Annotated in this window: 14 protein-coding genes; 2 read left to right on the forward strand and 12 right to left on the reverse strand. The window is 69.4% G+C overall.

Going from position 1 to position 21,868, the window contains the following annotated elements; all coding sequences use genetic code 11:
* Positions 1-219 precede the first annotated feature (219 nt).
* Both C9I47_RS14640 and C9I47_RS14645 read left to right on the forward strand, forming a co-directional pair.
* The gene (locus C9I47_RS14640; RefSeq protein ID WP_111267411.1) at positions 220-2,706 is read left to right on the forward strand and encodes a penicillin-binding protein 1A; all 2,487 of its coding nucleotides are present in this window, start codon (positions 220-222) and stop codon (positions 2,704-2,706) included.
* 196 nt (positions 2,707-2,902) lie between these two features.
* Positions 2,903-3,568: a hypothetical protein gene (locus C9I47_RS14645; protein WP_111267412.1), complete on the forward strand. Its 666-nt coding sequence runs from the start codon at positions 2,903-2,905 to the stop codon at positions 3,566-3,568.
* A 168-nt stretch (positions 3,569-3,736) separates the two neighbouring features.
* Here C9I47_RS14645 and C9I47_RS14650 read toward each other — a convergent pair whose 3' ends face one another.
* From C9I47_RS14650 to C9I47_RS18175, 12 genes are all read right to left on the reverse strand, one after another.
* On the reverse strand, positions 3,737-4,195 hold the full coding sequence (locus C9I47_RS14650; RefSeq protein WP_145985539.1) for a hypothetical protein: 459 nt from the start codon (positions 4,193-4,195) through the stop codon (positions 3,737-3,739).
* Positions 4,196-4,485: 290 nt separating this feature from the next.
* On the reverse strand, positions 4,486-5,790 hold the full coding sequence (locus C9I47_RS14655; RefSeq protein WP_111267414.1) for a citrate synthase: 1,305 nt from the start codon (positions 5,788-5,790) through the stop codon (positions 4,486-4,488).
* A gap of 335 nt (positions 5,791-6,125) precedes the next feature.
* Entirely contained in the window at positions 6,126-6,371 is a 246-nt protein-coding gene (locus C9I47_RS14660) for a type B 50S ribosomal protein L31 (protein WP_111267415.1), read from the reverse strand.
* Between the two features lie 91 nt (positions 6,372-6,462).
* Positions 6,463-7,425 carry a nucleoside hydrolase gene (locus C9I47_RS14665; RefSeq protein WP_111267416.1) on the reverse strand — a complete coding sequence of 321 codons (963 nt, stop codon included), beginning with the start codon at positions 7,423-7,425 and terminating at the stop codon, positions 6,463-6,465.
* Between the two features lie 54 nt (positions 7,426-7,479).
* Entirely contained in the window at positions 7,480-8,628 is a 1,149-nt protein-coding gene (locus C9I47_RS14670) for a glycoside hydrolase family 71/99 protein (protein ID WP_111267417.1), read from the reverse strand.
* Positions 8,625-12,092: a GH92 family glycosyl hydrolase gene (locus C9I47_RS14675; protein ID WP_111267418.1), complete on the reverse strand. Its 3,468-nt coding sequence runs from the start codon at positions 12,090-12,092 to the stop codon at positions 8,625-8,627. Before C9I47_RS14675 ends, C9I47_RS14670 begins: the two co-directional genes overlap by 4 nt.
* Complete coding sequence (locus tag C9I47_RS14680) at positions 12,089-13,369, reverse strand: AGE family epimerase/isomerase (protein WP_111267419.1); 1,281 nt, start codon at positions 13,367-13,369, stop codon at positions 12,089-12,091. The genes C9I47_RS14675 and C9I47_RS14680 overlap by 4 nt, the downstream gene beginning before the upstream one ends.
* The gene (locus tag C9I47_RS14685) at positions 13,359-14,378 is read right to left on the reverse strand and encodes a carbohydrate kinase family protein (protein ID WP_111267420.1); all 1,020 of its coding nucleotides are present in this window, start codon (positions 14,376-14,378) and stop codon (positions 13,359-13,361) included. Before C9I47_RS14685 ends, C9I47_RS14680 begins: the two co-directional genes overlap by 11 nt.
* A gap of 7 nt (positions 14,379-14,385) precedes the next feature.
* A complete protein-coding gene (locus C9I47_RS14690) occupies positions 14,386-15,699 on the reverse strand; it encodes a sugar MFS transporter (protein ID WP_223250163.1) in 1,314 nt (437 codons plus the stop codon).
* 112 nt (positions 15,700-15,811) lie between these two features.
* A complete protein-coding gene (locus C9I47_RS14695; protein WP_190238523.1) occupies positions 15,812-16,879 on the reverse strand; it encodes a LacI family DNA-binding transcriptional regulator in 1,068 nt (355 codons plus the stop codon).
* Positions 16,880-17,031: 152 nt separating this feature from the next.
* Positions 17,032-19,434 carry a GH92 family glycosyl hydrolase gene (locus tag C9I47_RS14700; RefSeq protein WP_111267423.1) on the reverse strand — a complete coding sequence of 801 codons (2,403 nt, stop codon included), beginning with the start codon at positions 19,432-19,434 and terminating at the stop codon, positions 17,032-17,034.
* 457 nt (positions 19,435-19,891) lie between these two features.
* Complete coding sequence (locus C9I47_RS18175) at positions 19,892-21,442, reverse strand: galactose-binding domain-containing protein (RefSeq protein ID WP_111267424.1); 1,551 nt, start codon at positions 21,440-21,442, stop codon at positions 19,892-19,894.
* Positions 21,443-21,868: the final 426 nt, after the last annotated feature.

Raw genomic sequence — 21,868 nt, forward strand, 5'->3', positions numbered from 1 at the left:
AAGCGCTTACGCGCACTTCGTGTGGCCCCGTCTTAGATAACGGACTTTTCAGGAGCTGGCAACCACTTCGTGCACAAATTGCCCCCCTTCGTCACTTTAAACCCCTCATCGACCAGCTGAACCGCCAACCCGTCCCATCCCCCTTCCGGCCCGGGGAACCCCCGGGCGACTCCTCTATACTGCCCGGCCATTACATCCGCAACTCGGAAACGGACCCCGATGCCACGACTTCGACGCTTGCTGCGATGGGCGCTTCTGGCCCTGGTCGGCGTAGCGGTGCTGGGCGCAATCGCGATCGGCACCTTGTACTACGTAATTGTCCCCAATCTCCCGGACGTGGAGACCCTGCGCACGGTCGAGCTGCAGGAACCGATGCATGTCTATGCCCGAGACGGGCGGCTGATCGCACAGTTCGGCGAGATGCGCCGCTACCCGGTCAAGATCGATGAGGTGCCCGAGCGCCTGAAGCAGTCCTTCATCGCGATCGAGGACGCCCGCTTCTACGAGCACCACGGCGTCGACTACAAGGGCGTGGCGCGCGCGGTCTGGCTGCTGGCGACCACCAGCGACAAGCGCGTACCGGGCGGCTCGACCATCACCCAGCAGGTCGCCCGCCAGTTCTTCCTCGACTCCGAGTACAGCTACATGCGCAAGCTGCGCGAGATGTTGCTGGCGATGCGGATGGAGCGCGAGCTGAGCAAGGACGAAATCCTCGAGCTGTACCTGAACAAGAGCTTCTTCGGCCACCGCTCCTACGGGATCGGCGCGGCCGCGCAGTTCTACTACGGCAAGCCCCTGGACCAGCTGGACCTGGACGAGATGGCCTCGCTGGCCGGGATTCCGAAGTTCCCGTCCAGCGGCAACCCGCTGAGCAACCCCGAGCGCGCCCGCGAGCGCCGCGACTACATCCTGCAGCGGATGGAGGAACTCGGGTTCGTGTCCGCGGCCGAGGCCGCCGCCGCCCGTGCGGTGCCGATGCACGCGGCGGCGCACGAGCCGCCGATCGAGGTGTACGTGCCCTACGTGGCCGAGATGGTCCGCCAGGAAATGGTCGCCCGCTACGGCGCCGAAGCGCTGACCCAGGGCTACAAGGTCACCACCACCATCGATCCGGTCCTGCAGGCGGCGGCCGACAAGGCGATCCGCGACGGGCTCTCCACCTATGACCGCCGCCATGGCTGGCATGGGGTCGAACAGCACTTCGAGCTGGCCGCGGACGAGGACGCGAAGGCCGCCGGCAAGCGCCTGCGCAGCGTTCCGGCCCAGGCCGATCTGCTGCCGGCGGTGGTACTGAGTGCCGGCGCGGGCCGGGCGACCCTGGCCCTGCGCAGTGGCGAGGTGGTCGAAATCACCGCCCAGAACACCTACGGCAAGAGCGATCCGGGCAGCCTGCTCAAGCGCGGCGATCTGGTCCGGGTCCGGCAGACGCCGGTCGAGACCGAGCCCGCCGAGGTCCCCGAGGGCCTGCCGCAACCGCCGCCGAGCTACACCTACGCGCTCGACCAGCTGCCGCGCGCCCAGGCCGCCCTGGTCTCGCTGGAACCGATCGACGGCGCCCTTCGGGCACTGTCGGGCGGCTTCAGCTTCGCCGGCAACGAGTTCAACCGCGCCACCCAGGCCCGCCGCCAGCCCGGCTCCAGCTTCAAGCCGTTCGTCTACGCGGCGGCCATGGACAAGGGCTTCAACCCCGCCTCGATCGTGCTCGACGCCCCGGTGGTGTTCAAGCAGCGCAACGGCAAGGTCTGGCGCCCGCAGAACGACTCCGGCAACTTCGCCGGCCCGATGCGCCTGCGCGAGGCGATCGTGCAATCGCGCAACCTGGTGTCGGTGCGCCTGCTGGACGCGATCGGCGTCGACTATGCGCGCCGCTACATCTCCAACTTCGGCTTCGAGGAGTCGCAGCTGCCGCCCAACCTGTCGATGTCGCTGGGCAGCGCCTCGCTGACCCCACTGTCGGTCGCCCGCGGCTACGCGGTGTTCGCCAATGGCGGCTACCGCATCACGCCGTGGTTCATCGACGAGATCCGCGACCGCAACGACGCGGTGGTGTTCAAGGAGCAGCCCGCCCGCGCCTGCCCCAGCTGCGGCATCGGCGGCAACGCGGCGTCGGTCAGCCAGGTGGTCGACGGCTTCAATCTCGGCCCGGCGACACCGTCGGCACCGAAACCCGAGGCCACACCGGCCGACGACGACACCGCCGACGTCGACCCCGACGCACCGCGGGCGCCACGGGCGATCGACAACCGCGTCGCCTACCAGATCATCTCGATGCTGCGCGACGTGGTCCGCCGCGGCACCGGCACCGCGGCCCGGGTGCTCGGTCGCGAGGATGTCGGCGGCAAGACCGGATCGACCAACGACCACCGCGACGCCTGGTTCTCAGGCGTCGGCGGCCCGTACGTGACCACGGTCTGGGTCGGCCGCGACAACTTCCAGTCCCTGGGGCGCCGCGAGTACGGCGGCAAGGCGGCCCTGCCGATCTGGATCGACTACATGCGGGTCGCCCTGGAGGGTCAGCCGATCGCGCAGAACACCCCGCCCGACGGCATGATCAGGGTGTCGGTCTCGGCGACCGGACAACTGCTGCCCGACGGCAGCGGCGGACTGACCGAGTGGATCAAGGCCGAGGACCTGGACCGGATGCAGACCTTCGTCGACTACGGCGCCGACGAGGAGCCGGCCGAGGAGTCCTTCGACATCTTCTGACCGATGGCGGCTTGCCGTCCCGGCGCCCGCAACCGGCGCCGGGACCTGTCCGCCGGGCCCTGCCTGAACCACCATCGCGGCCGCTCCCGGCCCCGGTTCACGCTGTCGCCGATGACGTGCTAGCGTTGCCCTGCCGGCCGCTCGGACCGGCCACGGCGATCAGGTCGCCGTTGTCGTGCCAGCCGCGGAGGTTGCCATGCCCCACGCCCGTCAGCACGCCCACGTCCACGCACAGACCCGCACCCGCGAACGCCGGCGCCGGCTCGCCCACGAGGCGGCCCGGTTGATGGCCGAGGGCGGGATGCGCGACTACCACCAGGCCAAGCTCAAGGCGGCGCAGCGCCTGGGCATCTTCGACGATGCCTCGCTACCGCGGAATCGCGAGATCGAGGAGGCCCTGCGCGAGTACCAGCGGCTGTTCTCGGGAGCGAACCACGGCGAGGCGCTGAGGGTCCGCCGCGAAGCGGCACTGCGCGCGCTCGGGTTCCTGGAGCCGTTCTCGCCGCGCCTGGTCGGCCCGGTACTGGAGGGCACCGCCGACGCCAACTCGGCGGTCCAGTTGCACGCCTACAGCGACGATGCCGAAGCGGTGATGCGCTTTCTCGACGAGCACGGGATTCCGGCGGAATCGCGGATGCGCCGCCTGCGCCTGGATCCCGAGCGCTCGGCCGATCTTCCGGTCTGGGTGTTCGGCGCCGAGGATCTGAGCTTCGACGTGACCGTGCTGCCGCTGGACGCCCTGCGCCAGGCCCCCTTGTCGAATGTCGACGGTCGACCGATGAAGCGCGCCTCGGCAACCCAGCTGCAGCAGCTGCTGGCCAATGAGGAGATCTCGAGCTACGAGGCCGGTCTGGGGCGCTGACGCGACGCGGCTACGCCCTCGTCCTGGCGGCCGGCGGCGGCGATCGCCGGCCGACACGACGCAAGGCCCGCCACCGGCACCGCGATGGCGGACCGGCGCGGGCCTCGTACCGGAGGGACACCCGGGCCGCACGGCGGCGGCCCTGGCGCGGTTTCCGGGCCGCGACGCTTACTCGGGCATGATCCGGGCCGAATCGCCGGAACCCAGCACCCGCACGCGGGCACCGACCTGCAGCTTTTCGACCTCGCCGGCCTGGATCGCGGACTGGCTGCCGTCGTCGAAGCGGATCATCACCAGATACGCCGTGTTCCGCGCCTCGGCACGGTTCTCGGCGACCACCTCGGCGGTGTCGTCGACCGCACCGGAGGCCACGTCATAGGTGTCGTAGGCATGGTCGCTGCTGGAATTCAGCGCCGCGCGCCACAACGCGCGCTTGACCGTGCGTCCCACCGCCCGCGCGCCCGCCGACTGCGCCCGGGTCGTCTCCTGCGGCCGGGCCGCTTCGACCTGGATGGTCTCGATGTCGGTGATCACGCCGCTGCGGAAGGACATCTCCTGCGCCCAGGCAGCGGTCGAGGCCAGCAACAGGCACAGGGCCACGCCGAGGCTGCTGATCAAGGTTCTCATCATTCGTCTCCTGTCCATGGTGAGGTCCGGCCGCGGCGGCCCGCCGTCCAGGGAGGCCGGCGACGCGCGCATCTCGCCGCGCACCGATGCACATCCCTGTACGCGACGGCGGCCCCTGGCCACCCGTCGCGCAGCGGATCATAGCACCGCCTTCCCGACCACGGACCGCCGCGACCGTCCACGGGCGCGCGTCCGCGAACCCGGTCACGAACGCCGATGTCGCGGACAAAAAAACGCCCCGCGATGCGGGGCGTCGGTGTTGCCGGTGCGACGGGACGGCCGCCGCGCGCTCAGCGCTTGTCGATGGCGACATAATCGCGCGTGGCCGAGCCGGTGTAGATCTGGCGCGGACGGCCGATCTTGTTTTCCGGATCGACCTGCTGCTCCAGCCAGTGCGCGACCCAGCCGGCGGTGCGGCCGATCGCGAACATCACGGTGAACATCTCGGTCGGAATCTTCAGCGCCTTGTAGATGATGCCGCTGTAGAAGTCGACGTTCGGGTACAGCCTGCGCTGGACGAAGTACTCGTCCTTCAGCGCCGCCTCTTCCAGCTTCATCGCCACTTCCAGCAGCGGATCGTTGACACCCAGCTCGCCGAGCACCTTGTGGGTCATCTCGCGGATGATCTTCGCGCGCGGGTCGAAGTTCTTGTAGACGCGATGGCCGAATCCCATCAGGCGGAAGCTGTCGTTCTTGTCCTTGGCGCGGGCGACGGCGGCGTCGACCTTGTCCGGGGTGCCGATCTCGGCCAGCATCTTCAGCACCGCTTCGTTGGCGCCACCGTGCGCCGGGCCCCACAGCGCGGTGATGCCGGCGGCGACCGAGGCATACGGATTGGCGCCGGTCGAGCCGACCAGACGCACGGTCGAGGTCGACGCATTCTGCTCGTGGTCGGCGTGCAGGATGAACAACAGGTCCAGCGCCTTGGCGACCACCGGGTTCATCTCCAGCGGCTCGCTCGGGACCTCGAACATCATGTGCAGGAAGCGGTTGACGTAGTCGAGGTTGTTGCGCGGGAAACGGATCGGCCAGCCGATCGAATAGCGGTACGCGGCGGCGGCCAGGGTCGGCATCTTCGCCAGCAGGCGGATCGCGGCGAGACGACGCTGCTCCGGGTCCTCGAGGTCGAGGGTGTCGTGATAGAACGCCGACAGCGAAGCCACGGTCGCGGCCAGCATCGCCATCGGGTGGGCGTCGTACTGGAAGCCGTGGAAGAAGTTCTTCAGCCGCTCATGCATCATCGTGTGATGCGTGACCTCGTGCTCGAACCCGGCGAACTCTTCCTTGTTCGGCAGCTCGCCGTTCATCAGCAGGTAGGCGACCTCGAGGAAGCTGGACTTCTCGGCCAGCTGCTCGATCGGGTAGCCGCGGTACAACAGCACGCCCTGATCGCCATCGATGTAGGTGATGGCCGACTTGCAGCTGGCGGTGGCGGTGAAGCCGGGGTCGTAGGTGAAGCAGCCGGTCTCCTTGGGCAGACGGGCGACGTCGATGCACGGTGCGCCCAGGGTCGGGTGCTGCACGGGAAGGACGACGTTCTTGTCGCCGGCGGTCAGGGTGACCTCGGCAAGACCGGACTTGGTCGAATCGGACACGGAAGACTCCTCATGTCGACGTGCGGGCGAAGGCCCGGACACGGATGGGGGACAGGATCACGGCCAGCCGGCCGGGTTTTAACCCGAGCGAGCCGTAACCGGGGAATTATCGCACAAGCGTTCAGAGTCGAAGCTCGGACCCGGGGACGGGCGCCGGATCCAGGCCCGCGCACGCGCCTCGCTCCGACCCGGGCATCCAGCCTGCCACGCGTATATGACGGCACGGCCGGCGATCGTCGCGCGCGCGCGCAAAAGACGACGGCCACCCTCAGGCAGCCGTCGTCCGGATACTGTCTCGATCGCGCGCGAAAACGCGCGACGCAGCGCGCGGCTGCTTACTTCTTGGCGTAGCGCTTGCGGAACTTGTCCACGCGGCCGCTGGTATCCATGATCTTGTGCTTGCCCGTGTAGAACGGGTGCGAAGCCGACGAGATGTCGACCTTGATCAGCGGATACTCGTTGCCGTCCTCGAGCTTTACGGATTCCTTGCTGTCGAGGGTCGAACGGGTCAGAAACTGGAAGTCGCTGGTCACGTCCTGGAACACGACTTCGCGGTATTCGGGATGGATGCCGGCCTTCATGGCACTCACCAAAGTAATCGGAGGGAAGCGGCGCAGTATAGCGACACTCCCCCACCGGCACAAGCCCGGCCGTGACCGCCGGCTTCCGCGTTCAGCCGGCCGCGGCCTGCGCCTCGGTCTCGGCCCCGATCGCGCCGCGGATCATCGCCTCGAACCGCGCCTGATCGTACTTGAGCAGGATCCGCACGTTGTCCGGACGGCCGCCCTGGCGGCGCCAGTCGACCACGGTCGCGCCACGGCTGTGGCGGCCCTCCAGCGCCACCGCCATCGGCCGCGCCTCGACCCGCTCGCCGCCGTCGGGCTCCAGCACCCAGGCCATCGCCAGCGCGTCGGCGCAGAACCAGCGGCTGCCGCGACGGTTCTCCGACCACTCCCGGGTCTGCCTGGAGATCGCCTCGTAAAAGCGGGCGCGATCGTTCGGCGCCGACAACCAGCCGCGCAGCTCGGCGTGATCGAGACTGTGCGCGACGGTGGCCTCCCAGTCGGCCAGGTCTGTCGTCGGGAAGGCGTCGAACACGATGTGTGCGGCCTCGGGATCGAAATGGATGTTGAACTCGGCCGCCGCGGTGATGTTGCCCTGCGCGGTGACCGCGCCGCCCATCACCACGAAGCGGGCGATCCGCTGCGGCAGGCTCGGGTCCAGCTTCAGCGCCAGCGCGACATTGGTCAGCGGGCCGAGCGCGACCAGCACCAGGCGGCCGGCATGTTCGTGCGAGAGGCGGATGATCGCCAGCGCCGCGTGCTCGGCCTCGGCGCTGCGCGCGGCCGGGGTGTAGCCGATGTCGCCGAGGCCGTCCTTGCCGTGCACGTCGGCGGCATCCGGCGCCGGGTGCAGCAGCGGGGTCTCGCAGCCGGCGAACACCGGCACGTCGCAGCCGGCGACTTCGCAAACCTTCAGCGCGTTGCGCACGGTGTGTTCGAGGCCGACATTGCCGGCGGCGATGGTGAGGCCGACCACGTCGTAACGCGGATCGTTGAACGCCATCAACAGGGCGAGCGCATCGTCGACGCCCGGATCGGTATCTATCAGCAGTGGGATCTTTGTCTTGTTCATCGCCCGATTATGCGCAGATTCGCACGACACGGGTAAGCGCGGCCCGGCGTTTCGTCACCGCGACGGCGGCGGCTGCAGGCCCGGCGGGTGCTTCGACAACCAGTATCGCGTGCGCCGCAGATAGTGATCCGGCGGCAATGGCGCGTAGTCCAGATAGTGGCGACCCGGGTACGTATGCGGCACCGCCGGCTCGATCTGGGTGCCCTCGTGCCATTCGTTGAACGAGGTGATCGCGACATGGGTCGCGCCGCTCGCGATCGCGGCGGCGAACATGTCGTCGTAGTAGCGACCGCCGTCGCGATCGTGCGCATTGGCCCGGTTCCACGGCCGCACCCGCGCGTCGAGGTAGCCGGGGCCGACCGACGGAATGAAGCGCATGCCGTTGTCCTGCGCCCAGCGCTGCAGCGACGGCCAGTGCGCCGGGGTGGAGCCGTAGCTGAAACCGCGGCTGGCGAAGTAGGTGTAGAAACCGTCGAAGCCGCCGTCGCGGAAGAACGCGTGCTCGTCGGCCCCGACCCACAGGCCGATCACGTCGGCGTCGAACCGCGTCCCGCGCAGGCTCAGGTCGCCGTCGGCCGTCAGCACTCGCGCCCAGTCGACGGCGGGGATCTGGTAGGAATCGTAGACGAAGAACAGCGGACGCCCGCTGTCGGGATCGCGGAACAGCGCCGGATGCGATCCGAAACGCTCGACGATCCGCACCATCGCCTCGCGCGCGGCGCCGATGTCCGGGCGCGCGGCGGGCTCGATCTGGAAGCACAGCCGCAAACCATGGCGGGCCGCGGCCTCGAACAACAACGGCAGGCTGCGCGCGCTCGGATCGTCCTCGCCCAGCCAGGTGACCGCGACGATGCCGATGCCGGCCCGCGCGATCATCGCCATGTGCAGCTCGACGATATCCGGATCGGCGCTGGAGTACTCGCCCAGCGCCGGATAGAAGTCGGCGGCGATGTCGCCGCCCCCGGGTATCGGCGGCCGGTCCGGATCGTCCGGGTTGAACTTGAGCACCGGATGCGACCAGTGCAGGCGTTCTCCGTCGATCTCCGGGCTGCCGTACCAGTTGTAGTAGAAGACGATCGCGCGCGGGTTCAATGCCGTGCGGGCGTCCGGAACCGGGCGGTGGGCGCAGGCGGCCAGCAGCAGCGCCAGTGTCGCCAGTACTGCCAACATCGGCAGCAGCGAGCGGCGCAGCCGCCGGCTCACTGCGTATCCGCCCTGCGTTGGGGATCGGCCTCGCCCAGCAGCTCGATCTCGGCAAGCGCGAACGATCCGGGCTCGCTGCTCGCCTCGACGACCAGCCGGTACCGCTTGTACGCCGCCGGCGCGGCCAGTTGGAACGGCCGGGTGTGGCGCGCCCACTCGAAGGCCTCGCCGCGGCGGCGATCCAGCACCTGCCAGGTGCCGCCGTCGTCGGAACCTTCCAGCACCCAGTCGGTCGGGTGGCCGGCGCTGGCGCCGGAGGTCAGCGTGTAGAAGCTCACCGGGGCCGGGGACCGCGCGGAAGTCCAGGTCACCGACACCGGCGACTCCCCCGGGAACACCGCTTCGGTGCGCGAGTCGTTGTCGAACAGGTCGTCAGCGCGGATACCGGAGCGATCGCTGGATGCGCTGCCGCGGCCGCTACCGGTGAGGTCGGCGATCGGCCTCGGTGCGGCTCCGGGCGCGGTCAGCGATGACGGCAGCGCCGACGTCTCACTCCCCCACTCCGTGGGCCTGGACGCCATCCGGAACTCGATCCGCCCGCCCTCGGCCAGCAGCCGGTGCGGGATGGCGGTACGGTGCCAGGGCCTGCCGTTGACGGTGACGCCGGCGACATAGACGTTGTCGCGGCCGTTGTCCGGTGCGCTGATCACCAGCTCCCGGCCATTGTCCAGATGCACGGTGGCGCGGGTGAACAGCGGCGAGCCGATCACCAGCTCCTCGCTGCCCATCTGCAGCGGATAGAAGCCCAGCGCGGCGAACAGCCACCATGCCGACGATTCGCCGTTGTCCTCATCGCCGGGATAGCCCTGTCCGATTTCCGAACCGACGTACATCCGCGCCAGCGTCTCGCGGACGATCTCCTGGGTCCGCCACGGCTGGCCGGCGTACAGGTACATCCACGGCACGTGGTGGGCGACCTGGTTGGAGAACCCCCACTGCCCCATGCGCACGTCGCGCGCTTCGACCATCTCGTGGATCACCCCGCCGTAGGAGCCGGGGAAGCGCGCGGTCTCGGGGGTGGCGAAGTACTCGTCCAGCTTGCGCGCGAGCCCGTCGCGGCCGCCGTACAGATTGGCCAGGCCCTGGCCGTCGTGCGGCACCAGGAAGGCGAAGCCCCAGCCATTGGTCTCGGTGTAGTCGTGGTCGTGTCCCCAGACCTCGGGGTCGTAGCGCTCGGCCGTCGACTTCCAGCGGCCATCCGCCGAGCGCCCCTGGAAGAAGCCGATCGCCGGATCGAACATATGCACGTAGTTGAGCGCGCGGTTGCGGTAGTAGGCGCTTTCCGCCCGCAGGCGCTCGCGCGCGACCGGGGGCGACGGCGCCTTCGCCATCGCCGCCAGCATGTTGGCGATGCCGTAGTCGTTGATGTAGCCCTCCAGCGCCCAGGACAGGCCCTCGCCTACCGTGCTCGGCACATAGCCGACGAACGGGGACACGTCCATGCCCTTGCGGCCGACGTTGTCGTTCGGCGGCGCGACAGCGGCATTGCGGATCGCCGCGGCGTAGGCGGCGGCCGCGTCGATGCCCTGCACGCCCTTCACGTAGGCATCGGCGAAGGCCACGTCCGAACTGGTGCCGGTCATCAGGTTGGCGTAGCCGGGCGAGGACCAGCGCGGCACCCAGCCGCCATCGCGGTAGTGCTGCAGGAAACCGTTGACCATCTCCGCGGCCTGCCCGGGCGCCAGCAACGAGTAGGCCGCCCAGGTGGTGCGATAGGTGTCCCAGAAGCCGTTGTTGACGTAGGCCTTGCCGTCGACGACCGCGGCGCCGGTGCGGGTGTCGGTGGTGCCCTCGGCGATGTCGGTGCCGGCGGAAGCCTGCACCGCATGACGCCACACCGGGGCCTCGTGGCTGCCGACGTTCTCGTGCGCCGAGTTCGGATACAGGAACAGGCGGTACAGGTTGGAGTACAGGGTGGTCAGCTGGTCGGGCGTGGCGCCCTCGACCTCGATCACCCCGAGCCGTGCGTTCCAGGCCTGGCGCGCGCGCTCGCGGACATCCTCGAAACCGTCGCGCTCGCCGATCTCCAGCGCCAGATTGTGGCGGGCCTGTTCGAGGCTGATCAGCGAGGTCGCGATGCGCATGGTGACGGTGCGCTCGCTGCCGGCATCGAAACGGAAGTAGCCGGGCACCTTGGCCCGCCTGCCCTGCCTGGCGTCGCCCTCGACGACCAGCTTGCCGCCGGCGACGACCGGGCGATCGAACTTCGCGTACACGTACATGCGCCCGGCGCCGTTGGACAGCCCGCTGCGGGTGTCGGTGTAGCCGCTCAGTTCGCCGCGCTCCGACGACAACGACAGGCCGCCGCGGTCGTCGACGTTGTCGAAGATCAGGCTGGCGTCGTCGCCCGGAAAATGGAACCGGAACATCGCCGCATGGTCGGTCGGGGCGATCTCGGCGACGATGCCGTTGTCGAGTTCGACCCGGTAGTGGTGGGGCCTGGCGACCTCGTTCTCGTGCCGGAACGTCACCGCGCGCGCATCGCGGCGGGGGTCGGGCACGCCAGCGGCGATCGACGGCATCACCTGGAAGGTCTGGCGGTCGCCCATCCACGGGCTGGTCTCGTGGCTCAGCGTCAGCGCTTGCAGACGCGGCCGGTTGCGCGCGTCGTTGCGGCGGGCGTACTCGTAGAACCAGCTCAGCGAGCCGGCATCGGTGACCGGCGCCCAGAAATTGAAGCCGTGCGGCAGCGCGGTCGCGGGAATGTTGTTGCCGCGCGAGAACGCGCCGGAGGAATGGGTGCCGCGGGTGGTCAGCACGTGGTCGGCGGGAGCCGCCGATGCGGCCGCGTCCGCAATCGGCCGGTCCGTCACCGCGATGTCGTCGATCCAGCCGCGGAAGTCGGCGGGGCCGAACGGCGCCTGCACGGCGACCAGGATGCGGGCGATGGTCCTGCCCGCGGCGACCTCGCCGATGCGCGACTGCTTGTGGTTCCACTGGTCGGTATACAGCGACTTCGACCCGCCCTGCCCGCGCGGCGACAGCCCGAAGCCGTGCTGGTCCAGGGCACCCAGGTCGGACAGCCGGAAGCCGTCGCTGAACTCCAGATCGACCGCGGCCCAGGTGCTGGGATAGCGCAGATCGTCGTCGATGAAGCGCGGGAAGATCCGGTACGACAGCTCGGTCGCGGCGGTCACCGGAATCGAGACGTCGAACACCGCCGCGCGCGCCGCGCCGCCGCCCTCCGCGTCGATCCGGCCGGCGTATTCCAGCGAGCGCACACCGGTGAAACCGACCCCGGTGCGCGCGGTGTACGCCGCGTCGGGGCCGCCGGCGCGGCGCAGCGTCAGGGTCGCGCCCCGCGCCTCCTCGCCCCTGCCCGCTATAGGCTGCGGATCGCCGTCCTCGAACGAGGAGCCGAAACGCTCAGGCGCAGGCCCGGCGGACGCTGCCGCCGATGCCGGTTCCGACACCAGGCAGCGTGCCAGCCAGACGGCGATCAGGACGGCGCCGGCGGCCCTCATCCGCGCAGCACGCCCAGCACCTCGTGGCAGGCGCCCATGGTGTGGTAGTCGGTCTTGCCGGCCGGACTCTTGTCGTCGTCGTACTTGCGGTTGTCGGCGTCGAGGATGCGATACCAGGCACCGTGCCGGTGATCGACCATGTGCGTCCACGCATAGGTCCACAGCCGCTGGTACCAGTCGCGGTACCCGGCCTCGCCGGTGCGCTTCGCCAGCAGGGCGGCGGCGGCCAGCGACTCGGCCTGGACCCAGAAATACTTGTCCTCGTCGCAGGGATAGGCCGCGCCCTCGACCCTGGCGTTGCCGCCGGCGGCGTCGCGCAGGCCCTCGAACGCGAAGCCGTACACCATGCCGCCACGCGCCTCGTCCCAGGAGTGCTCGAGGGCGGTGTCGAACAGCCGGCGCGCGGTCGGCACCAGCCAGTCGGCCTCGATGCCGACGCCGGCGAGATGGCGGTCGAGGATTAGCAGCAGCTTGGCCCACTCGGTCTGGTGGCCGGGCTGGAAGCCCCACGGACGGAACAGGTGTTTGGGGTCGTCGAGATGGTAGGTCCAGTCGACGTTCCAGTCGGCGTCGTAGTGCTCCCAGACCAGGCCGCCGGCCTGCGCGGCCTGGCGCCGGGTCATGTGATCGGCAAGGGTCAGCGCGCGGTCGAGATAGCGGCGCTCGCCGCTGGCCTCGTAGGCCGCCAGCATCGCCTCGCACATGTGCATGTTGGCGTTCTGGCCGCGGTAGCCGCTGAAGTTCCAGTCGGCGTCGGCCTCGTCGCGGTACAGGCCCGGGCCCGGTTCCCAGAAACGCGACTCCAGCAACTGCCAGGTCTCGTCCATCCACTCGCGCGCCTGCTCGATGCCGACCTTGAGCCCGCACGAGTACGCCAGCAGCACGAAGGCCACGCCATAGCAGTGGTTGGTCGCATCCTCGACCTGGCCGTCGCGCAGGGTCCAGGCGTAGCCGCCGGTCCGCGGGTCGCGGTGGACCTCGCGCAGGTAGCGCAAGCCATGCTGCACGGCGTCGAGGTACTGACCGGCCAGCGCGGCATCGTCGGCGAACTCGCGCGCCGCCATCGCATAGTTGAAGACGAAACGGGTGCTGCTGACCAGGTGGCGGTGGCCGCGATCGTAGACGCGGCCATCGTCCTTGAAGTAGTGGAAGAACCCGCCATCCGGATCGATGCAGCGCGGGTGATAGAACGCCATCGTCTGCGCGATGTGCGCGCGCAGCAACTGCGGCGAGTGGAAGTCCGGCAACGCCGGTGACGCGGAGTTTTCAGGCGACATCGTCGTACTGTTCCTTGAGCAGTTGCTGTACTTGTGCGTGGGTCGGCATCGCCGCGAACGCGCCATGACGGGTGACCGCCAGCGCGCCGACCGCGGCGGCGAAACGCAGCGCCTCCTCGACCGCGACGCGATCGCCGACGAAAGCGGGCAGCCCCGTCGCATCGACACCGGCGCCGGCCAGGTGGAACAGCAGGCCGCCGACGAAGGCGTCGCCGGCCGCGGTGGTGTCGAGCGCGCGCACCCGGAAACCCTCGAGCGAACCGCTGCCGACGACGCCGCCGACATCGCGGCCGTACCAGTGCAGCGGCGCGGCGCCGTCGGTGACCACGAGCCAGCGGGTCGCGCCTTCGAGAATCTTCTCGCGAACCGCGCGTTCGCCGTCCTCGCCGCCGCCGAAGCCCGCGGCCAGGAACTCCAGTTCGTTGCGCGCGAGCTTGACCACGTCGGCCGTCTGCAGCGCGTTCCACAGCCGCGGTCGCGGATCGACACCGTCCGGCCACAGCACCGGTCTCAGATTCAGATCCATGCTGACCAGGGTGCCGGCGTCGCGCGCGATCCGCATGCCGGCCAGCGTGGCATCGGCGATCGCCGCTTCGGTCAGGCTGTTGGAACACACGTGGAACGCGGCGGCACCGGTGAAGCAGTCCGGCTCGAAGTGCTCGGCGCGGAACAGCAGGTCGGCGGCCGGCGGCCGGTAGAAGCTGAAGCTGCGTTCGCCTTCATGGTCGAGCGCGACGAAGGCCAGCGCGGTCTTGGCCTCGTCGGTGCGCACGATATGCGCGGTGCCGACGCCGGCGCCTTCCAGGCTTTCGAGCAGGAAGTCGCCGAACATGTCGCGGCCGAGCATGCCGACGAACTGGGTCGGCGCGCCCAGGCGCGCGGCGGCGACGGCAACGTTGGCCGGCGCGCCGCCGGCGTGCTGGATGAAGGCCCGCTCCGCCCCCGGCGTGGCCGAAGGCTGGGCGAGGAAGTCGATCAGGGCTTCTCCGAAGCAGACGATCTTGCGCATGTCGGCCTCAGTCCTTCGCCGCCGCGACGCCCGCCCCGCTCGGACCCGCTCCGGGCAGGCCCGCTCCACTCAGGCGCGAGCCGCGCCAGCCGTACCAGAGGATGTAGGCGTAGCACAGGATCGAAACGAAGAACGCGTACTGCAGGGCCCGGGTCTCGTCGCCCAGGCGCGCGTTGAACAGGTCGACGAACAGGCCCTGCAACGGCGGGATCACCGCGCCGCCGACGATCGCCATCACCAGCAGGCTGGAGGCCTTCTCGGTCATCGGCCCCAGGCGCTCGATCGCCAGGGTGAAGATGGTCGGGAACATGATCGAGTTGAACAGTCCGACCGCGACCACGCTCCACATCGCGACCCCGCCCAGGGTCGTCATCGTCACCAGCAGCAGGAGGATGTTCAGCGCCGCGTACAACGGCAGCATCCGGCGCGGATTGGCGCGCATCAGCAGCGCGGCACCGACGAAGCGGCCGACCATCGCCGCGGCGTGGTAGTAGGACAGGTACAACGAGGCGTCGCGCTCGCTCATCCCGCCGATGGTCGGCTGCGAGACGTACTTGACCATGAAGTGGGCGACGGTGACCTCGACGCCGACGTAGAAGAAGATCGCCAGCACGCCCCAGCGCACGTGCGGCAGCCGCAACACCTCGGCGAAGCCGTGCGGACGGCTGTCGGCCTGCTCGGTGGCCTCGAACAGCGCCGGCAGGCGGAAGAAGTACACCGCCGCCGCCAGCACCAGCAGGGCCACCGCCACGCCGATGTAGAGCGGCTGCACGGTCTGCACCCGCTCGGCCGCCGGCAGCGCCGCCAGTTGCTCGGCGCTGAGCAGGGTCGCGCTGAAGATCAGCAGACCGGCGACATAGGGGCCGATGGTGTGGCCGAGCGAGTTCACCGCCTGGGCGAAGTTGAGTCGACTGGCGGCGCGTTGCGGCGTACCGAGCAGGCTGACGTAGGGATTGGCCGCGACCTGCAGCACCACCACGCCGGTGGCGAGGATGAACAAGGCCGGCAGGAACAGGTTGAAGGAGGCCATCTGCGCCGCCGGCAGCACCAGCAGCGCGCCGGCGCCGGCGATCAGCAGGCCGATCACGATGCCGAGCTTGTAGCCGACCCGGGCCACCACCCGCCCGGCCGGCAGCGCCATCACGAAGTAGGCGCCGAAGAACGCCGAGTCCAGCAGCATCGAGCGCGCATGGGTCAGCTCGAATACCGACTGCAGGTGCGGAATCAGTACCCCGTTGAGCTCGGTGATGAAGCCCCACATGAAGAAGATCGCGGTCATTGCGATCAGGGCCATGCGGGTCCCGGAGGCGGTACTGCTCATGCCGGCGGGCGGATTCTCGAGGCGGGCGGGCGTGCTCGGCGTGCTCATATGGGGCGGTGCTCTCCTGGTCGATGCCGTCGCGACGGCACCGGGTGGGGTCATGACAAAGGCTTCATGGCTGCGGCTCCCCGCAGCTGCCGCGCACCACCAGACTGACCGGGGCGACGGTCCTGCGTGGCGGCGCGTCGGGGTCGTGCACGCGTTCGAGCAGCATTTCCGCGGCCCTGCGGCCGCAGGCGCGCGGCTGCACGCTCAAGGTGGTCAACGGCGGGGTGGACAGGGCGGCCTCGCTGATGTCGTCGAAGCCGGTGACGGCGAACTCGGTCCCGGGGCGCACGCCGCGCGCGCGCAGGCCGAGCATCAGACCGAAGGCGACGTTGTCGTTGTAGCAGACCGCCGCGCTCGCATCGGGCGCGCGCTCGAACAGTTCGGCGGTGCGCGCGGCGGCGTCGACGCGGGTCGGGCTGGATTCGACCAGCCAACCGGCCTCCGGCTCGATGCCGGCTTCGCGCATTGCCGCCAGATAGCCCTCGCGGCGCTGCCGGCACGAACTGGAGTCCGCATGGCCGCCGAAGAACGCGATCCGCCGATGCCCCAGCCCGATCAGGTGCTCGGTGGCCAGGCACGCGCCGCGCTCGTTGTCGAGGGCGAGGAAGTCCCAGTCGTGACCGGCCAGTTCGCGGTTGAACACCAACACCGGGGTGCGCGCACCGATCAGGCGCAGCAGCACCGCACCGTCGCTGTGCTCGGCCGGCGACAGGATGATCCCGGCCGGCGCGTGCTCGACCAGCGAGGCCAGCACCGCCTCCTGCCGTTCGGGCGACTCGGCGGTGCTGCCGAGCAGGGTCACGTAGCGGCCCTCGCCCAGCGCCTCGTCGACACCGGCGGCGAACTCGGCGAAGAACGGGTTGGACAGATCGTTGATCACCAGCGCCACCGACGAGGAGGTCTGCCGCCTCAGGTTGGCGGCGGCGCGGTTGTAGACGTAGCGCTGGCGCTTGAGCTCGGCTTCGACCCGGGCACGGGTGTCGGCGTGGACCAGCGGGCTGCCGCGCAGCACCAGCGACACGGTCGCGCGCGAGACGCCGCAGCCCTTGGCGATGTCGGTGACGGTGACGGCCTTGCGCCTGGACTTGCTTGCGGTCATCGGAGGCTCCTTGATGCGTATCCCTGGATGCATCCGATTATTGCCGAAGTAGATCGATTCAAGGCGACCGCCACGGATCCTCCGCCCCGCCGCTGCCGCAGGCCGTCCCGCGCGCCCGCGCAGCGGCGTCGGTGCCGCTGCGACATCGCGTTGGAAGCCCATGACCGGCATCGCCCGTCGCGCCCTCAGCTGCCGGCGCCGTTGGTCGCGCACACGGCCGCCGGACGGCTGGACGCGGCAACGCCCCAGTCCGACGGCTCGGCGCCCAGCTCGATCTCCAGCTCGCCGCCCGCGCGCAGCCGCGACCAGTCCAGCCAGACCCGTTCGACCGGCTCGCCGTTGAAGCGCACCTGTTGCGGATAGCGCGGCCCCTCGCCGCCCGCGCCCGGCGCACGCACGCTCAGGGTGCGGCCGTTGCCCAGGTCGAGCTCGATCCGCTCGAAGCGCGGCGCATGCAGCACCAGCTCGCCGCTGCCCGGCATCAGCGGGTACAGACCGACCGCGCTGAACAGATACCAGGCCGACATCGTGCCGAGGTCGTCGTTGCCGGTCACCCCGTTGGGCGCATTGGTGAACAGCGTCTGCGCCGCGTGCAGCACCGCCGAAGTCTTCCACGGCTCGCCGAGCAGGGTGTACAGCCACGGCGCGTGCAGGTCGGGCTCGTTGTTGGGGTTGTAGCGGTACTGGTTGTAGTAGCTGTACGGCCCGACCACCCATTGCTTGCGCGCGGCATGCGCCGGGTCGGCGAGCAGTGCGTCGTAGGCGAAGAAGGTGTCCAGGCGCTTCAACGCCGCCACCTCGCCGCCCATCGCCGCCGCCAGACCCGGGACATCCTGCTGCACCAGCCACTGGTACTGCCAGGCGGTGCCTTCGTGGAAACCGTGGTTGGAGCGCGGGTCGTAGCCGGCATGCGGCGGCGTGTACCAGCCGCCGTCCTCGGTGCGCGGCCGCGGGAAGCCGCGGAAGCCGGTGTCGTCATCGACGACCGAGGCGTCCCAGATGCTGCGCCAGTTGCCGCCGCGCGCGCGCAGGGTCGCGGCCGCTTCGCCCTCGCCCAGCGCCTGCGCCATCTGCGACAGCGAGCAGTCGGCCAGCGCGTACTCCAGCGTGGCCGAACCGCCGTGATGCGGGTCGACATCCATGCCCTTGGACGGGAACGCGCGGTCGTAGGTGACGAAGCCGTGGGCCAGGTAGTTGTCGTTGCCGGCACGGCCCTGCGCACGCGACATCGCCGGCGGACGCCCGCTGGCGTTCTGCCACAGCGCCTGCCAGGCCTGTTCCTCGCGGCCGTCGAGCGCACCGAACTTCCACAGATCGACCAGGAACGGCGTGACCGGATCGCCGGTCATGATGTTGGTCTCGAAGTTGGCGTAGCCCCAGCGCGGCAGCCAGCCCATCTGCTCGTGGATCTTCAGCACCGAACGGGCGATGTCGCGCGAGCGCTGTGGACGCAGCATCGCCAGCAGCTGGTTCTGCGAGCGGTAGGTATCCCACAGCGAGAAGTACTCGTAGTAGGTCCAGCCGTCGGCGACGTGGATCTCGTCGTCGTAGCCGCGGTAGCGGCCGTCGGCATCGTTGCCGGTCAACGGTTGCAACAGGGCGTGATAGAGCGCGGTGTAGAACACCGTGCGGTCGTCGTCGCCGCCGCCGGCGATCCGCACCGTGGCCAGCTCGCGACGCCAGGCGTCCTGTGCCTGTTCGCGCATCTCATCGAAGCCGAGCAGACGGCCGTCGCGCTTGCCCTCAGCCTCCAGGTTGCGACGCGCGCCTTCGGCGTCGACGTGGGAGATCGCGCTGATCGCGGTGACGCTGCGCGACGGACCCAGGTCGAAGCTCAGCCAGGCGCCGTTGGGCACCTCCCACTGCGCGCCCATGCTGTGGCGCGAGCCGGGGACGCCGCCGTCCTTGTCCCAGGTGCCGAAGGCCTTGAACGGGCGATCGAACTCGAGCCGGAACCAGGTCGTGTACTGGCGCCCGCCGCAGAAGCTCTTGGTGACCAGCTTGCCTTCCACCGCACGATCGCCGACGACATGGACGACGCTGCCGACGACCTCGTGCTTGGCGTTGGCCTGGCCGATGTTGACCAGTACGTGGCCGCTGTCGCTGCCCGGCGCGAAGGTGTAGCGCTCGGCGGCGGCGCGGGTCAGCGCGGTGGCCTCGGCGTCGATGCCGCCGCGGTCGGTCAGGCGCACCTTGTAGTAGCCGGCCTGGCCGATCTCGCCGTCATGGGCATACTTCGAGCCGTAGCGGGTGTGGTCGAAGCTGGCGGCGTCGGCGGTATCGAAGTCGCCGCCCGGGCCGATCGTGCCGGTGACCGGCAGCACCGACACCTGGCCGCCCTGCTCCCAGCAGCCGGCGCCGGAAATGAAGGAATGTCCGAAGCCGTGGATCTTCGGGTCGTCGTAGCGCCAGCCCGAGTAGTGCTCGCCGATCGGCGACACCTGGATCAGGCCAAACGGCGCCGACGCACCGGGGAAGGTGTTGCCGTCGTCCTTGCTGCCGATGAAGGTGTTGACCGTCGCGGCGAGATCCGCCGCCGGCGGCGTCGCCGACACCACTGACGGCAGTGCCAGCACGGCCGCGAGCATGAGCGCTCGCAGCGGCGGGCGACGGTTCGGACGGTCTGGCGACGGGCTTCGGGGCACGGCTCACCTCTGGGTCTGAGCGGCGGCCAACCGGCAACCGCGTGGTTCTGCGACAAAGTTCTGCGACAAGCAGGTCGAACTGGACCGGACCGGCTCGATCGGGAGTCACCCGCCCGCTGCGCCTGCAGCGCCCCGCCTGGGAGAAAAACGAGCCCGGTCGTAACCGGGCTCCAACCCGAGGGAGGGGGAAAACGGATTTGTCACGATCTAAATTCCGGCTCAAGCGAGGGGCACCTACCCATGCCCCGGCTCAACTGGATCGATCTAAATCAACCACAATCGGCCCGGCCATGCATCGTGCACCGCAACATCGACCGGGTCACACCGACACCTCCCGTCCCTCTCCCAGGGCAGCCGGATGGGCGACCCGCCCCGCGGATCGCCCGTCCCCGGGCCCGGATCAGTAGACCTCGAACTCGTAGATCCGCGCGGCCGGATCGCCGTTCTGGGTCGGCGTTGCGATGTTGAGCCTGACGTAGCGGGCGGTGACCGGCTGGATCGGATGGCTGGCGACGCTGGCGGTGTTGTCGCCCACCGAGACCACCGTGGTCCACTTCGAACCGTTGCCGGACACCTGGATGTCGTAGCCGCGGGTATTCCAGGCCGTCGATTCGCCACCGGCGCCGGCGTGCTTGACCACGAACTGGCCGACGCTCTGCGAGACCCCCAGGTCCACCCGCAACCACTTCGACCCGGCCAGGCTGCAGAACTTGTCGCCGTTGCCGCCGGAGACGCTGCCGTTGACCGCCTTGTCCGGGCTCTCGCTTGAGTTGCAGGAGGCCGAGCCGGTGGTCGGCCGGTTCAACGCCAGATTGGCCGCGCCGACCACGAGGGTGTCGGTGCGCGAAGCGCTGGCGCCGTCGTCGTCGGTCACCGTCAGCGTCACCGTGTAGCTGTCGGCGCTGGCATAGGCATGGCTGGGCGTCGCCGACGTCGAGGTGCCGCCGTCGCCGAACGTCCAATGGCGCGAGACGATGCTGCCGTCGCTGTCGCTGGAGGTATCGCTGAAGTCGACGCTCAATCCGTTGACGCTGGCCTGGAAACTCACCTGCGGCGGCGCGTTGGCGCCGACCGCGACATTGATCGCGTTGGCGTAATCGGCGCTGGTGCCCTGCGCCCAGCAGGCCTGGATGTCGTCGTACAGCCAGATGAAGCCGCCGACGATCCCGGCGGAGTTCTTCCAGTTGGCCATCTTGCTCTGCACCGTGGCCGGGCTGTCGCCGGAGGCGCAGCCGCTGCCGTGGCGCGACCACAGCCCCGGATCGACGGTCATGCCCAGCGCATTCGACCAGGTCGACGGGTTGTTGCCGGCACCGCCGTCGTAGGCCTGCAGATGGATGCCGTCGACCTTGCCCGACAGATTGCTCGCCAGGCTCTGCCAGTAGCCCATGTTGGTGTACGGCGCCAGGGTGATCGAGTAGCCCAGCTCCCACAGCATGTTGCCGAACTGGGTCGACGAGGCGAGGTCGTAGGTGCTCTCGTCGTCGAAGTCGATCGCGTCGGCGCCGGTGATCTGCTTCAGGGTCTGGAAATTCCGGTACAGCACGCTGTCCGGCCCGGTGCCCTGGGCGGCGATCAGGTCCTTGATGTTCTGGAAGTCGCCGGTGCCCCAGCCGCCGACCGAGGCCTCGATGCGGGTGACCGAGGTCGGCGCCTGCTTCAGCGTGGCCAGGCGCGAAGGCCAGCCCGGATCGCCGATATAGGTGCCGTCGGTGATGATCGGATCGTTGTTGTAGTGCAGGTCGCCATTGGCGTGCACGTGCACGCCGAACAGGATCACCGTGGTGAAGCCCGATCCGCGCAGATCGTCCATCACCGCCTGGCCGCCGTTGTAGAACGGACCGCCGCCATAGACTGCCGAATCGGCGGATGCGGATGGCGAAACGAGCCCCAGACCAAACGACGCCGCGACCAACCATGCGCCACGCAACAACGGGTTACGGTCAAACATAGGTGCCTCCTTGTCAGGCTGTTCGAAGGGCCTGCCCGTCCTGCCCGGCAACACGGACAAGCTATTTGAATCGATCTAAATTCATGACGAAGATGGATCGATCCAAAGGCCTTATACGCCCGCTCTCGCACGAGCGCCAAACCCGACCGCCGACAGGCGCCTGCGTACTCCCTGGCCGCAAGCGCCCGAGCGGGTCGAACCGCCCGCCTCATATTGCAAAGCAGCATGCATGTCGCCGCGCCCTGTGATAAATCTAGGCCCGCGACGCATTGGATCGATCTAACCCGCCACCCCCGGGAGAGGGGGGCAGGCCGAATGTCCGCAAGACGGACAGCGCAAGCCGGCAGACACAGGGGGTGCCTGATGGGGATCGACGCCGCCCTCGTTTTGGATCGATGTAAATCGCTCGTTCGAGGCCACTCAACC

This window comes from Marilutibacter maris, assembly GCF_003233695.1.
Classification (GTDB): Bacteria; Pseudomonadota; Gammaproteobacteria; order Xanthomonadales; family Xanthomonadaceae; genus Marilutibacter; species Marilutibacter maris.